Raw genomic sequence first — 14,560 nt, 5'->3', positions numbered from 1 at the left:
GCTGGCTTGCCTGCGATGGCATCAACTCGGTGTGCCTGATGTGCAGAGGTGTCTGCATCGCAGGCAAGCCAGCTCCCACATTTAGACTGTGTTGCATCAGGTAGATAGGCTTTTGCTTTGCACTTGATCTGGCTCTTGCTTCAACCACTCTACTCCAAAGCGCGCTGCAAACGCCTTGCGCCCCTTGGCGGTGACCTCCAGCGCGCGGCTGTCCAGATCCTGAGTCACCCACCCACGACGAATCACGCACTGCAAGACCGCTGCGCCCAATGCCCCGGCCAAATGCGGGCGGCGCATGCTCCAGTCCAGGCAGGCACAGGCGAAACGCCGACGTTGCGCGCGCAACGCAGGCATATCCAGCCCCAACGCGATCATTGCGGTTTCGCCGGGGGCCGTCAGTGCATAGGTGCCGTCGCCAACCAGCCAACCAGAGGCGATGAAATGGTCGTGCAGGTGCACCGCCAGCGTGCCGGCCATGTGGTCGTAGCAGGTGCGTGCGAGCTGCAGGCGGTTGGGCGTGCTGGGGACAAATGCCTGGGCGGTGTTGCGGCTGATCACCATCAACCCTTCGATGGCCTGGGCCACGTGTGCGCCGGCGAGGCTGTAGTAACGGTGTCGGCCCTGGGTGTGCAGCGTGAGCAGGCCATCGTCCTTGAGCCTGGCCAAGTGGGCGCTGGCCGTCGAAGTGCTGACGCCGGCAATCACGGCCATCTCGGTACTGGTGCGCGCATGGCCATCCATCAGCGCGCAGAGCATTTTTGTGCGCGCAGGCTCTGCTATCGCACCGGCGATTTGTGAGAGTGCCGCGTCATCATCAAAGGCGTTCATATTTCGTTCCTGAACGAATCATTGCCGCGTGGGAGGGCCGATAGTAACGCTTCTTTAAGCACAGGACGTCCCGGATGACACCGCTGCAAGCCGCTACCCATGTTGATCCCTATCCGTATTACGCAAGCCTGCGTCGCCATGAAGAACTGCTGTTCGATGCCGAGTTGGGGCTGTGGGTCGCCAGCCGCGCCAAGACGGTAGAGGCGGTGCTGGCACACCCGGATTGTCGCGTACGCCCGTTGCATGAGCCGGTGCCCAAGGCGCTTGCACAGGGCGCGGCAGGACAGGTTTTTGCGCGGTTGATGCGCATGAACGAAGGCCCGGCGCATCGATGCCCGCGGGCGGCGATTGAACCCGCGTTGGCGGCGGTGGAGGCGTCGGCCATTGCTGAACGGGTCGCTCGGTTGATCGGCAGCGTGCAGACCCTGGATGCACTGATGTTTACCTTGCCCGTCTCGGTGGTCGCGTCGCTGCTGGGATGCCCGGCGCCACAGCTGGCATGTGTCGCCGGGCTAACGCGGGCGTTTGTCGCCGGCCTTTCACCGCTGAGCAGTGAAGCGCAGTTGTGCAATGCGCAGGCCGGCGCGTCGCAGTTGCAGCAGATGTTTTGTGCGGTGTTGGAAGAAACAGCGCTGCTGGCTCATATCCGCAGTGGCAACTGGGAAAGTGCGCAGGTATTGACGGCCAATTTGATCGGCCTGTTGTCGCAGACCTGCGAAGCCAGCGCCGGGTTGATCGGCAACTCACTGGTGATGCTCGCGCGGCACCCTGAGCGGGTTGCGCAGATTATGCGCACGCCAGCCCTCGCCACGGCGCTGGTGGAGGAGGTGGCGCGTTACGATTCACCGGTGCAAAACACACGGCGATTCGTGGCGGCGCGCTGCACCATCGGCAACCGGGTGTTGGCGGCGGGAGAGAGTGTTTTAGTCCTGCTGGCATCGGCCAATCGGGACGCTGAGGCCAACCTCGATCCCGACAGTTTTGTGCTGGCGCGCACGCAACGGCGTCTGTTCAGCTTTGGTATCGGGCGCCATCAGTGCCCAGGCCAACAGATGGCGTTGACGATCGCCGCGCAAGCGCTGTTGGGTTTGTTGCGTCATCAGCCTGCCTTGCTGGCGGACGCTGGCCGGTTCAGCTACTGGCCCTCGCTTAACGGCCGTATCCCCAGGTTCAGCGCTGCGGCGCTAAGCCAGTAACCCTTCTGCATTTCAATATTCAGCAAAACACCCGGCAGTCCGACTAACAAAAACTGTGCTTGAGTAAAGATAACTCTAGGGTTACTTTTATTCGGGCCAAGCCAAGGAGGCTGGGGTGCAAAGCAGGTTATTGATCAAGGAGCTGCAAGAGGCGGGTTGGGTGCTGGATCGGGTCACGGGCAGTCATCATGTTTTTACCCACCGCTATAACCCGTACACGATCCCGGTGCCTCATCCCAAAAAGGACCTGCCTATGGGCACGGTCCGCAGCATCAGAAAGCGCGCCGGGCTGTTTCAGTTTTAAGGAGAGCATGCATGCAATACCCAATGTGTATCGAATGGGGCGATGACTTCACCGCCACCGGTATCCAGATCCCCGATATTCCAGGCGCGGTCACTGCCGGGGACAGTTTTGAAGAGGCGTATAACGCAGCGGTAGAGATCGCCCACATCCTGCTGCAAGAGATCGCGGCCGAAGGCGGGGTGATTCCGATGCCGACGTCAGTGGCCAACCACCATGCCCACGAAGATTACGCAGGCATGGGCTGGGGGATGCTGGAGTTGGATATCTCGCCCTATCTGGGCAAGACCGAAAAGGTCAATGTGACCTTGCCCGGTTATGTCATTCAGCGCATCGACCGCTATGTGCGCGAGCACAAGGTCAAAAGCCGCTCGTCGTTTCTGGCGGATGCGGCGTTGGAGAAGTTGGTGCGTTCTTAAGCGGTAGCCACCTCGGCCTGGCGCGAAGCACCCAGGAACCGCAACAACGCCACCAGCGGGAACGCACTGCCCACCAGCATCACGCCCAGCCAGCCGCCGTGTTCATACACGCTGCTGGCAATCGCCGAGCCGAAGGCGCCGCCGATGAAGATGCTGGTCATGTACAGCGCGTTCAGGCGGCTGCGGCTGTTGGCGTCGAGGGCGTAGATGGTGCGTTGGCCGAGGACCATGTTCATCTGCACGCAGAAGTCCAGGACCACGCCGGTCACCGCCAGGCCGATCACGCTGTACAACGGGTGCACAAAGGCTGGCAGAAAACTCAACGCGGCAAACAGCATGGCCAGCAGTGAAGCGCGGTGCGTGTGCCCGGCATCGGCCAGGCGCCCGGCGATAGGCGCGGCGATGGCGCCCAGGGCGCCGACCAGGGCAAACAGGGCGATTTCGCTTTGGCTCAGGCCGTGGTTACGCGCCAGCTCCAACGGTGCAGCGGTCCAGAACAGGCTGAAAGTGGCGAACATGCAGCCTTGGTAGAAGGCGCGCTGACGCAGTAGCGGTTGCTTGCGCAGCAAGGTGCCCAGCGAGCCCAGCAGTTGGCCGTAACTGGCGCTGTGGTCGGGTTGGCGCTTGGGGATAGTCAGCATCAGCACGGCACTGATAAACACCATCACCGCGGCCGCCGCCATGAACATCGCACGCCAGCCAAAGTGGTCAGCCACCAGGCTGGACACCGGCCGCGCCAGCAGGATGCCCAGCAACAGGCCGCCCATGATGCTGCCGACTACACGGCCTCGGGACTCGGCGGGCGCCAGGTGCGCGGCCAGCGGGATAAGAATCTGCACCGAGACGGAACTGAAGCCGATCAGCAACGACACAAGCAGGAACACATTCGGCTGCTCGGCAAACGCCGCACCCAGTAGGCTGGCGATGGCCACCAGGTTGGTGATGATCATCAGCTTGCGGTTTTCCAGCAGGTCGCCCAGCGGCACCAGAAAGAACAGGCCCAAGGCATAGCCGATTTGCGTGAGTGAGACAATCAGGCTCGCCAGTGCCGGGGTCAGGCCGATGTCCGGCGCGATCAACTCGATGATCGGCTGGGCGTAGTAGATGTTGGCAACAATGGCGCCGCAACAGAACGCAAACAGCATCACCATGCCTCGGGTCATGGTGCTTGAAGCGTGTGAGGTAGCGGTCATGGTGTTCTCATTCAAGCGAAGGAAGGTAGCGGGCGAGAGTAAAGACAACGTCTGCGCCGGTGTAGAGCGCGCGCATTGATATCACTCATGCCGCAAATTAATGACTGAATCGTTAACTTTTGGGGCGAGCGCCAATGATACATTCAGGCATAACTGTCGAAACAGGAAATCCACTGCGATGAAAATCACGCTGAACAAGATGCTCCTGGCCTCCACCCTGGCTGCGGCCATGGCCATCGGGCTGGCCAACGCCGCCGAGGCCCCACGGGTCGGCGTACGCGGCGCCATTACTGCGATGGACGGTGACGCGATGCACGTCAAGGTCAACAGTGGCGAAGAGGTTGTGGTGCATCTGACGCCGGCCACCCAGGTACGCGCCGTTACCTTGGCCAAGATCGATGAGATCAAGCCCGGCAGCTACATTGGCTCGGCTGCCATGCCGAACGCCGATGGCACCCTGACTGCGCTGGAAGTCCACGTATTCCCACCGGCCATGGCCGGCACGGGTGACGGGCACCGCGCGTTTGATTTGAAAGAAGGCAGCAGCATGACCAACGGCACGGTTGGCGACCTGGTGGTCAGCAACGGGCGCACCCTGACCGTGAAGTACAAAGGCGGCGAGCAGAAGATTGTGGTGCCGGATGATGTGCCGATCGTGAACCTGGAGCCGGGCGATCGCAGCTTGCTCAAGGCGGGCGTGAAGGTGGTGTTGTTTGCGGCGCAGGGCGCGGATGGGACCATTACGGCCCAGGCGATCTCAGCTGGCAAGGATGGCGTGACACCGCCGATGTAACGGACCCAACACAAAACAAATGTGGGAGCTGGCTTGTGTGGGAGCTGGCTTGCCTGCGATAGCATCCCCTCGGTGTAACTGACACACCGAGGGGATGCTATCGCAGGCAAGCCTGCTCCCACATTTTTTACCGCGTACCTTCAGTTATTGACCCGAATAGATCTGGTCAAAAATCCCGCCATCATTGAAGTGAGTTTTCTGCACGGTACGCCAGTCACCAAAGGTCTTCTCCACCGACAGGAAGTCGACTTTCGGGAAGCGGTCGGTGTACTTGGCCAGCACTTTCGGGTCACGTGGGCGCAGGTAGTTGTTGGCGGCGATTTCCTGACCTTCCGGCGACCACAGGTACTTCAGGTAATCCTCGGCAGCCACACGGGTGCCTTTCTTGTCGACCACTTTGTCGACCACCGACACCGGCGGCTCGGCTTCGGCGGAGACGCTTGGGTAGATCACTTCGAACTGATCACGGCCGAATTCACGGGCGATCATTTCGGCTTCGTTCTCAAAGGTCACCAGCACATCGCCGATCTGGTTGGTCATGAAGGTGGTGGTAGCGGCACGGCCGCCAGTGTCCAGCACCGGTGCATGTTTGAACAATTCACCGACGAACTTCTTCGCCTTGTCTTCATCACCACCATTTTTCAGCACATAACCCCAGGCCGACAGGTAGGTGTAGCGGCCATTACCCGAGGTCTTCGGATTGGGCACGATTACTTGCACGCCATCTTTGAGCAGGTCGGGCCAGTCTTTCAGGGCTTTGGGGTTGCCCTTGCGCACGATAAACACGGTGGCGGAGGTGAACGGCGCGCTGTTGTTCGGCAGGCGCGTGACCCAGTTGTCCGGCACCAGTTTGCCGTTGTCCGCCAGGGCATTGATGTCGGTGGCCATGTTCATGGTGATTACATCGGCCGGCAGGCCGTCGATCACCGAGCGCGCTTGTTTGCTGGAACCGCCGAAGGACATCTGCAACGTCAGCTTGTCGTTCGGATGCTCGGCTTCCCAGTGCTTCTGGAAGGCGGCGTTGTAGTCCTTGTAGAAGTCGCGCATCACGTCGTAGGAGACGTTAAGCAGTGTGACCGGTGCGGCTTGCACGGCACCGGCCAGGGCCAGGCCCGCGGCCAGAAGAGAGGCGCTGAGGATTTTTTTCACTGCTCATTCCTTGTTGTTCGAGAGAAGAGTGGGGGCAATTTGCCAGCGACTATAGCCGGGCCTGCATAGGCGTTTAAAGATTAAAACGTACTGTGCTTATTCCACTTTATGAAACAGGTTGCTGCCGCAGCGCGAGCAAAACGCTGCGTTGGGTTCGTGGCTGTTTTTCTTGCACACCGGGCAATCGTGTTCCAGCTGTTCACCGCGCATGGCGCTGGCCAGTTCAGCGGTAAAAATCCCGGTGGGCACGGCGATGATCGAGTAGCCGGTGATCATCACCAGCGATGAGATCACCTGGCCCAGCGGCGTCTTCGGCACGATATCGCCAAAGCCTACGGTGGTGAGGGTCACGATTGCCCAGTAAATGCCCTTGGGAATGCTGGTAAACCCGTGCTCCGGGCCTTCAATCACATACATCAGGGTGCCGAATACCGTCACCAGGGTGCACACGCTGACCAGGAACACCACGATCTTCTGTTTGCTGCCGCGCAGCGCCGCCATCAAGTAGTTGGCTTGCTTGAGGTACGGGCTGAGCTTGAGCACGCGGAAAATCCGCAGCATCCGAATGATGCGGATAATCAGCAGGTATTGGGCGTCGCTGTAATACAGCGCGAGGATGCCGGGCACGATGGCCAGCAAGTCCACCAAGCCATAAAAGCTGAAGGCGTAGCGCAAGGGTTTGGGCGAGCAGTACAGCCGCAAGCCGTACTCGATGGCGAAGATCAGCGTGAAGCCCCATTCGATATAGGCCAGCACATCGGCGTAGTTCTGGTGGATTTCGTCGATGCTGTCGAGCATCACGATCACAATGCTGGCAAGAATGATCAGTAGCAGGATGCCGTCAAAGCGCCGCCCGGCTGCGGTGTCGCTCTGGAATACCATGACATAGAGGCGCTGGCGCCAGTCGCTGTTGCTGTTCATAAAACCCGCCTGAATCGAATATCGAGCAAGCCTAGGGGGATTCGAACGGGCTGTCCACGCGGGCTTTGAACATCCGCTGCGTGGCGCGCACCAGCCAGCAGGCGAGGATAAACGGCGCAGTCAACGCGGGCAGGTGCAGGGTGGCAAAACCGGGTGTGAGGATAATCGCCAGCAGGATGCCCAGCAGTGGCAGCCACGGCTGGCGTCGTGACTGGCTCAAGGCCAGTGCCGCCAGCGCCGGGTTGTAGCTGTGCAGGCCGAGGAGGGCGCTGGCGGGTTCGTCGAGCAGTAGAGCGACCAGCACGCCAGCAGTAGCGCCGATCAAGGCCCACAGGGCGGCGCGACGGTTGGCCAACAACAAGCCGACGGCAATCAATACTCCCGCCAGTGGTTGGTCCAGCAGCATGACTTGCGCAAGGCCAATAAAGGGCGCGCTGACAATCGCAAAGAAGTTGGGCTCGACCAAGGCAAACGTAGGCTGAGGCGCGCTGCCGATCAACAGCCAACCCAGGCCGACAAAGGGCGCGGTGTACGCGGACAAGTCATCCGGGTGATGGGTATGTTTCAACCATAGCCGCGTGAGCATCGCACTCAGGCCGCCGCACGCCAGGATCAACGGCGGCAACAACGCAGACCAGGCGAAGTGCTGGCTGATCAACACACCCAGCAGCACGCCGTTGTAGCTATACAGGCCGGCCTGGCGCTCTGCCTTGGGATAACCCCGGCGCTGGGCCGTGAGCAAACCGGCGAGGCCGCCCAGCAACGCCCCGCCGAGCAAGGCCGGGGCGCCGATCAGGATGGCCAACAGGCACAGCAGGCCGCACAACGGCTGGCGCTGCAGGAATATCTGGCTGAAGCCGTTGAGCAGGGCTTCGGCCCAGTCGGGGCAGGTTGGGTTGTGCATGGTGGTTAGTCAGTGAGACCGAGTTGCCCTTATCGCAGGCAAGCCAGCTCCCACAGTTGGCTGTTTTCACACATAAAGAGGTGTGAACCCAATCAACTGTGGGAGCCGGGCTTGCCCGCGATGAGGCCCTTACAGACGCTAAATCAACGTCTCGATACGCAACGAATTGGTCGACCCCGGCTGCCCGAACGGCACTCCCGCCGTAATCACCAAGGTGTCCCCGCGCTGCGCCATGCCCTGCGCCTGGGCAATTTCCAGCGCCGTCGAGCACACTTCATCGACCTGGCGCAGCCGGTCATTGACCACCGAATGCACGCCCCAGGCCACACTCAGCCGCCGCGCCGTGGACAGGTTCGGCGTGAGGTTGAGGATCGGCGCCACCGGCCGTTCCCGCGCCGCGCGCAAGCTGGAACTGCCGGACTCGCTGTAGTTCACCAGCACCGCCACCGGCAGGATGCTGCTGATGCGCCGGATCGCGCAGCTGATGGCGTCCGACACCGTGGCATCCGCCTTGGGCCGGCTCACATCCAGTTGCGTCTGGTAATCCGGGCCGTTTTCCACTTGGCGGATGATCTTGCTCATCATCTGTACGGCTTCGAGCGGGTATTCGCCCGAGGCGGTTTCAGCCGAGAGCATCACCGCGTCCGCGCCTTCGGCCACGGCGTTGGCCACGTCGGTCACTTCGGCGCGGGTCGGTGCCGGTGAGAAGCGCATGGATTCGAGCATCTGCGTGGCCACCACCACCGGTTTACCCAATTGGCGGCAAGTGCTGATGATATCTTTCTGGATCTGCGGCACGCTCTCGGCGGGCACCTCCACGCCCAGGTCGCCTCTGGCCACCATGATCGCGTCGCTCAGTTCGGCAATTTCCCGCAAGCGCAGCACGGCTGAGGGTTTTTCGATCTTGGCCATCAGGAAGGCCTTGTCGCCGATCAGTTCGCGGGCTTCGCGGATATCTTCCGGACGTTGCACAAACGACAGCGCCACCCAATCCACGCCCAGCTCCAGGCCGAAGCTCAGGTCGCGGCGGTCCTTGGCGGTCAGCGGGCTGAGTTCCAGCAGCGCTTGCGGCACATTCACGCCTTTACGGTCGGACAGCTCGCCGCCATTGAGCACGGTGGTGTCGATGGCGTCGGCATGTTTGGTGATCACGCGCAGGCGCAATTTGCCGTCGTCCAGCAGCAGGTCCATGCCCGGCTCCAGCGCCGCGATAATCTCGGGATGGGGCAGGTTGACCCGGCGCTGATCGCCCGGAGTCGGGTCGAGGTCCAGGCGCAGCGCCTGGCCGCGCACCAGTTGCACTTTGCCCTCGGCAAAGCGCCCGACCCGCAGTTTCGGCCCTTGCAGGTCCATGAGGATGCCCAGCGGGTAGTTGAGCTGGCGCTCCACCTGGCGAATCCACTGGTAGCGCTGGGCGTGGTCGGCATGCTCGCCGTGGCTGAAGTTCAGCCGGAAGATATTCACCCCGGCTTCCACCAGCTCGCGGATGTCATCGATGCCGTCAGTGGCCGGGCCGAGGGTGGCGAGGATTTTGACTTTCTTGTCAGGCGTCATGTTTGGCAGTCTCAAGAATCAGGATGGCGCGCAAGTCATTGACATTGGTGCGGGTCGGCTCGGTGACGATCAAACCGTCGAGTGCGGCGAAGTAGCCATAGCCATTGTTGTTGTCCAGCTCGTCGCTGGCGCTAAGGCCCAGGGCTTCGGCGCGGCGGTAGCTGCACGGGGTCATGATTGCGCCGGCGTTGTCTTCGGAGCCGTCGATGCCGTCGGTGTCACCGGCCAGTGCGTACACGCCGGGCAGGCCTTTGAGGCTGTCGGTCAGGCTCAGCAGGAATTCAGCATTACGCCCGCCACGGCCATTGCCGCGCACGGTGACGGTGGTTTCACCGCCCGAGAGAATCACGCACGGCGCGGCCAAGGGTTGGCCGTGCTGCACGATTTGCCGGGCGATACCGGCGTGTACCTTGGCCACGTCGCGTGCTTCACCTTCGAGGTCACCGAGGATCAACGGGCTGAACCCGGCCTGGCGAACTTTCACCGCTACCGCTTCCAGCGATTGCTGCGGGCGGGCGATCAATTGGAAGTGGCTGCGCGCGAGTACCGGGTCGCCGGGTTTGACGGTTTCCGAGGCTGGGTTCTGCAACCAGTTGCGCACCGAAGCCGGCGCCTCAATGCCGTAGCGCTTGAGAATCGCCAGGGCCTGCTGCGAGGTGCTCGGGTCGCCGACGGTGGGGCCGGAGGCGATCACCGTGGCCTGGTCGCCCGGCACATCCGAGATGGCGTAGGTGTACACCGTCGCCGGCCATGCGGCCTTGGCCAACCGGCCGCCCTTGATGGCCGAGAGGTGCTTGCGCACGCAATTCATCTCGCCAATGGTCGCGCCGGATTTGAGCAGGGCTTTATTGATGGTTTGTTTGTCGGCCAGGGTGATGCCTTCGGCGGGCAGGGCCAGCAAGGCCGAACCACCGCCGGAGAGCAGGAAGATCACGCGGTCGTCTTCGGTGAGGTTGCTGATCAGTTCCAGCACGCGCTTGGCGACGGCCAGGCCGGCCGCATCGGGCACCGGGTGTGCGGCCTCGACCACTTCGATTTTCTTGCACGGTGCGCCGTGGCCGTAACGGGTGACCACCAGGCCCGAGACTTCGCCCTGCCAGCAGTTCTCGACCACCAGCGCCATGGCGGCCGCGGCTTTGCCGGCGCCGATCACGATTACACGGCCGCTGCGGTCGGCGGGCAGATAAGGTTCAAGGACTTGCCGGGGGTGGGCGGCGTCGATGGCTGTGGCAAACAGCTCGCGAAGCAGGTGTTGCGGATCGACCGACATAAGCGGGCTCCCGGGGGATTCTTGTTATTAGAGTTAAGACTTGAAACGGGATCAAAATGTGGGAGCTGGCTTGCCTGCGATAGCGGTGTACCAGGCAATGAATGTCTAACTGAAAGACCGCTATCGCAGGCAAGCCAGCTCCCACATTGGCCTGCATTTCAAATCGAATTACTTATCGCGAATCGAAAAATTCGCCATATGCTCCAACCCTTTGATCAGCGCCGAGTGGTCCCAATTGCCGCCACCAATCGCCGTGCAGGTGCTGAACACCTGCTGCGTGCCAGCCGTGTTCGGCAGGTTGATCCCCAGCTCCTTGGCCCCGGCCAGCGCCAGGTTGAGGTCTTTCTGGTGCAGGTTGATACGGAAGCCCGGATCAAAGGTGCCCTTGATCATGCGCTCGCCATGCACTTCCAGGATCTTCGACGAAGCAAACCCGCCCATCAGCGCTTCGCGCACCTTGGCCGGGTCGGCGCCGTTTTTGGAGGCGAACAGCAGTGCTTCGGCCACTGCCTGGATGTTCAGCGCGACGATGATCTGATTCGCCACCTTGGCGGTCTGGCCATCGCCATTGCCGCCGACCAGGGTGATGTTCTTGCCCATGGCCTGGAACAGCGGCAGGGCGCGTTCGAACGTCTGCGGCTCGCCACCGATCATGATGCTCAAGGTGCCGGCCTTGGCGCCGACTTCACCGCCGGACACAGGCGCGTCGAGGTATTGCGCGCCGGTTGCATTGATCTTGGCGGCAAAGGCCTTGGTGGCGGTGGGGGAGATCGAACTCATGTCGATCACTACTTTGTTGGGTGACAGGCCGGCGGCAACACCGTCGGCGCGGAACAGCACGTCGTCCACCTGTGGGGTGTCGGGCACCATCACAATGATGAACTCGGCTTCCTGGGCGACTTGCTGCGGGTTGGCCAGGGCCACGGCACCCGCCGCGATCAGGGCTTCGGGCGCCTTGCCGTGATGCTCGGACAGGAACAGTTGGTGGCCGGCCTTTTGCAGGTTGGCGGCCATGGGTTGGCCCATGATGCCGGTGCCGATAAATCCGATTTTAGCCATGATCAACATCCTCTTTTTATTCTAGGTGCAGGGCGGACACGGTCCACCAAACACTGAAGATCCAAATGTGGGAGCTGGCTTGCCTGCGATGGCATCACCCGGTTTTGCCTGATACACCGCAGTGTCTGCATCGCAGGCAAGCCAGCTCCCACATTCTGTTGTGTTGTTGTGTTGTGTCAGTCAGATGGCGTTATGGGTCTTGAGCCAACCCAGTCCCGCTTCGGTGGTGGTCAGCGGCTTGTACTCACAGCCGACCCAACCGGTGTAACCAATCCGATCCAGATGCTCGAACAGGAAGCGATAGTTGATCTCCCCGGTCCCCGGCTCGTTACGCCCAGGGTTGTCGGCCAACTGGATGTGGTTGATCTCACCCAGGTGCGCGGCCATGGTTCGGGCCAGGTCGCCTTCCATGATTTGCATGTGGTAGATGTCGTATTGCAGGAACAGGTTGGCGCTGCCCACCTGCTCGCGAATCGACAGGGCCTGCGCCGTGTTGTTCAGGTAGAAACCCGGGATGTCGCGGGTGTTGATCATCTCCATCACCAGCTTGATGCCCGCCGCTTGCAGCTTGTCGGCAGCGTACTTGAGGTTGGCGACAAAGGTCTTTTCTACGGTTTCGTCATCCACACCGGCGGGGCGAATCCCGGCCAGGCAGTTGATCTGGGTATTGCCCAGCACCTGGGCGTAGGCGATGGCCAGCTTGACCCCGGCACGGAACTCCTCGACCCGATCCGGGTGGCACGCCAAACCGCGCTCGCCCTTGGCCCAGTCACCGGCCGGCAGGTTGAACAGCACTTGGGTCAGGCCGTTGGCATCCAACTGCGCCTTGATCTCGGCGGAGCTGAACTCGTACGGGAACAGGTATTCCACACCCTGGAAGCCGGCGTCGGCGGCCGCTTTGAAACGGGCGAGAAAGTCCTGCTCGGTAAACAGCATGGACAGGTTGGCGGCAAAACGCGGCATAGGGTTCTCCTTAATCGAGCAGGGAAATGGCAGTCGGCGCGTCGTTGCCGACCAGGGCCAGATCTTCGAATTCGTTGACGGCGTTGATCTCGGTGCCCATGGAAATATTGGTCACGCGTTCCAGAATAATCTCAACAATCACCGGAACCTTGAATTCTTCGATCATTTCCTGCGCCTTGCGCAACGCCGGCTGGATCTGGCCCGGCTCGAATACGCGCAGCGCCTTGCAACCCAAGCCTTCGGCGACAGCGACGTGGTCAACGCCATACCCGTTAAGTTCCGGGGCGTTGAGGTTGTCGAAGGACAGCTGCACGCAGTAGTCCATCTCAAACCCGCGCTGGGCCTGGCGAATCAGGCCCAGGTAGGAGTTGTTCACCACTACGTGGATGTACGGCAGCTTGAACTGCGCGCCCACCGCCAGCTCTTCGATCATGAACTGGAAGTCATAGTCGCCCGACAACGCCACCACTTTGCGGCTCGGGTCGGCCTTGACCACGCCGAGTGCCGCCGGAATGGTCCAGCCCAAGGGGCCGGCCTGGCCGCAGTTGATCCAGTGGCGTGGTTTGTACACGTGCAGGAATTGCGCGCCGGCAATCTGCGACAGGCCGATGGTGCTGACGTAGCAGGTGTCTTTGCCGAACACCTGGTTCATCTCTTCGTACACGCGTTGCGGCTTGACCGGCACGTTGTCGAAGTGGGTCTTGCGGTGCAGGGTGGCCTTGCGCTGCTGGCAGTCATGCAGCCAGGCGCTGCGATCCTTGAGCTTGCCGGCGGCTTTCCACTCGCGGGCCACTTCAATGAACATCGTCAGCGCAGAACCGGCGTCGGACACTATGCCCAGGTCCGGCGTGAACACGCGGCCAATCTGCGTCGGTTCGATGTCGACGTGAATGAACTTGCGGCCTTCGGTGTATACCTCCACCGAACCAGTGTGGCGGTTGGCCCAGCGGTTGCCGATGCCCAGCACCACGTCCGACTTGAGCATCGTTGCGTTGCCATAGCGGTGCGAGGTTTGCAGGCCGACCATGCCCACCATCAGCGGGTGATCGTCCGGGATCGTGCCCCAGCCCATCAGGGTCGGGATCACCGGGATGCCGGTGAGTTCAGCAAATTCAACCAGCAACTCGCTGGCGTCGGCATTGATCACGCCGCCACCGCTGACCAGCAAGGGGCGTTCGGCCGCATCCAGCAGCGCCAGGGCTTTTTCCACCTGGATGCGCGTAGCCAAGGGCTTGGCCAGCGGCAGTGGCTGGTAGGCGTCGATATCGAATTCGATCTCGGCCATCTGCACGTCGAACGGCAGGTCGATCAGCACCGGGCCAGGGCGGCCGGAGCGCATTTCATAGAAGGCTTTCTGGAACGCGTAGGGCACTTGGCCGGGCTCCAGAACAGTGGTCGCCCACTTGGTCACCGGCTTGACGATGCTGGTGATATCCACGGCCTGGAAGTCTTCCTTGTGCATCCGTGCACGTGGGGCCTGGCCGGTGATGCACAGAATCGGGATCGAGTCGGCCGAGGCGCTGTACAGGCCGGTGACCATGTCGGTGCCCGCCGGGCCGGAAGTACCGATGCACACGCCGATATTGCCGGCCTTGGTGCGGGTGTAGCCCTCGGCCATGTGCGAGGCGCCTTCAACGTGGCGAGCAAGGACGTGATCGATGCCACCGACCTTCTGCAAGGCCGAATACAGCGGGTTGATCGCGGCGCCCGGGATACCGAAGGCGGTGTCCACGCCTTCACGGCGCATTACCAGGACGGCGGCTTCGATTGCTCTCATTTTGCTCATGGTTTTGGTGCCTCTTGCGTTTTGTAATTGTATACAAGTGGTGTCTGGACAAAGTGTATTCACGGCGAGCGGCGAAGGTCAATGCATTTTGCAAAGTGGCCATGGCGTTCGTCGGAAGCACTTTTTTCGACGTGTGGAGCCTTTGTGCGAAAATATTGTATACAAAAATAAATGTCATTGTGTTCTATTTGTTTGATCGAGCATCTGATCAAACAGACCTCCAC

General features: G+C 61.4%; 14 protein-coding genes. 4 read left to right on the top strand and 10 right to left on the bottom strand.

All coding sequences use genetic code 11. The annotated features are described in order from the left end of the window. Window positions 1-96 precede the first annotated feature (96 nt). Entirely contained in the window at window positions 97-828 is a 732-nt protein-coding gene (locus AB4P96_RS22575) for a helix-turn-helix transcriptional regulator (RefSeq protein ID WP_017136219.1), read from the bottom strand. Window positions 829-902: 74 nt separating this feature from the next. Between AB4P96_RS22575 and AB4P96_RS22570 the strand changes: the two genes are divergently transcribed. The 3 genes from AB4P96_RS22570 (at window position 903) to AB4P96_RS22560 (ending at window position 2,744) form a co-directional block, all read left to right on the top strand. Beyond that, window positions 903-2,024: a cytochrome P450 gene (locus AB4P96_RS22570; protein WP_170039013.1), complete on the top strand. Its 1,122-nt coding sequence runs from the start codon at window positions 903-905 to the stop codon at window positions 2,022-2,024. Window positions 2,025-2,139: 115 nt separating this feature from the next. After that, window positions 2,140-2,328 carry a type II toxin-antitoxin system HicA family toxin gene (locus AB4P96_RS22565; RefSeq protein ID WP_305458716.1) on the top strand — a complete coding sequence of 63 codons (189 nt, stop codon included), beginning with the start codon at window positions 2,140-2,142 and terminating at the stop codon, window positions 2,326-2,328. 11 nt (window positions 2,329-2,339) lie between these two features. Next, window positions 2,340-2,744, top strand: coding sequence for a type II toxin-antitoxin system HicB family antitoxin (locus AB4P96_RS22560; protein WP_099489991.1), 405 nt, complete (start codon window positions 2,340-2,342; stop codon window positions 2,742-2,744). Here AB4P96_RS22560 and AB4P96_RS22555 read toward each other — a convergent pair. After that, a complete protein-coding gene (locus tag AB4P96_RS22555; protein WP_138453472.1) occupies window positions 2,741-3,937 on the bottom strand; it encodes an MFS transporter in 1,197 nt (398 codons plus the stop codon). The two genes, AB4P96_RS22560 and AB4P96_RS22555, sit on opposite strands and share 4 nt — an antisense overlap. A 178-nt stretch (window positions 3,938-4,115) precedes the next feature. Between AB4P96_RS22555 and AB4P96_RS22550 the strand changes: the two genes are divergently transcribed. Further along, the gene (locus AB4P96_RS22550) at window positions 4,116-4,730 is read left to right on the top strand and encodes a DUF5666 domain-containing protein (RefSeq protein WP_017136233.1); all 615 of its coding nucleotides are present in this window, start codon (window positions 4,116-4,118) and stop codon (window positions 4,728-4,730) included. Between the two features lie 144 nt (window positions 4,731-4,874). Here AB4P96_RS22550 and AB4P96_RS22545 read toward each other — a convergent pair whose 3' ends face one another. The 8 genes from AB4P96_RS22545 to gcl all read right to left on the bottom strand — a co-directional run bounded on the left by AB4P96_RS22545 (window position 4,875) and on the right by gcl (window position 14,336). After that, on the bottom strand, window positions 4,875-5,879 hold the full coding sequence (locus tag AB4P96_RS22545) for a sulfate ABC transporter substrate-binding protein (RefSeq protein ID WP_099549035.1): 1,005 nt from the start codon (window positions 5,877-5,879) through the stop codon (window positions 4,875-4,877). A gap of 96 nt (window positions 5,880-5,975) precedes the next feature. Then, window positions 5,976-6,800: an ion transporter gene (locus tag AB4P96_RS22540; protein ID WP_017136235.1), complete on the bottom strand. Its 825-nt coding sequence runs from the start codon at window positions 6,798-6,800 to the stop codon at window positions 5,976-5,978. A gap of 31 nt (window positions 6,801-6,831) precedes the next feature. Further along, a complete protein-coding gene (locus tag AB4P96_RS22535) occupies window positions 6,832-7,704 on the bottom strand; it encodes an urea transporter (RefSeq protein ID WP_169985739.1) in 873 nt (290 codons plus the stop codon). A gap of 138 nt (window positions 7,705-7,842) precedes the next feature. After that, window positions 7,843-9,258, bottom strand: coding sequence for a pyruvate kinase (gene pyk / locus AB4P96_RS22530; RefSeq protein ID WP_170039950.1), 1,416 nt, complete (start codon window positions 9,256-9,258; stop codon window positions 7,843-7,845). Then, window positions 9,248-10,528, bottom strand: coding sequence for a glycerate kinase (locus tag AB4P96_RS22525; RefSeq protein ID WP_236460858.1), 1,281 nt, complete (start codon window positions 10,526-10,528; stop codon window positions 9,248-9,250). The genes pyk and AB4P96_RS22525 overlap by 11 nt, the downstream gene beginning before the upstream one ends. A gap of 168 nt (window positions 10,529-10,696) precedes the next feature. Beyond that, the gene (locus AB4P96_RS22520) at window positions 10,697-11,587 is read right to left on the bottom strand and encodes a 2-hydroxy-3-oxopropionate reductase (RefSeq protein ID WP_026013623.1); all 891 of its coding nucleotides are present in this window, start codon (window positions 11,585-11,587) and stop codon (window positions 10,697-10,699) included. Window positions 11,588-11,767: 180 nt separating this feature from the next. Further along, window positions 11,768-12,550 (bottom strand): hydroxypyruvate isomerase, encoded by a 783-nt coding sequence (gene hyi, locus AB4P96_RS22515; protein WP_017136239.1) that lies wholly within the window; start codon window positions 12,548-12,550, stop codon window positions 11,768-11,770. Window positions 12,551-12,560: 10 nt separating this feature from the next. Continuing rightward, entirely contained in the window at window positions 12,561-14,336 is a 1,776-nt protein-coding gene (gene gcl / locus AB4P96_RS22510; RefSeq protein WP_017136240.1) for a glyoxylate carboligase, read from the bottom strand. Window positions 14,337-14,560 lie beyond the last annotated feature (224 nt).

Origin of the sequence: Pseudomonas sp. B19125, from assembly GCF_044218855.1 — a bacterium.
GTDB classification, from domain to species: domain Bacteria; phylum Pseudomonadota; class Gammaproteobacteria; order Pseudomonadales; family Pseudomonadaceae; genus Aquipseudomonas; species Aquipseudomonas edaphica.
The sequence above is the reverse complement of the archived record's forward strand: the minus strand, read 5'-3'. Positions and strand labels throughout refer to the sequence as shown.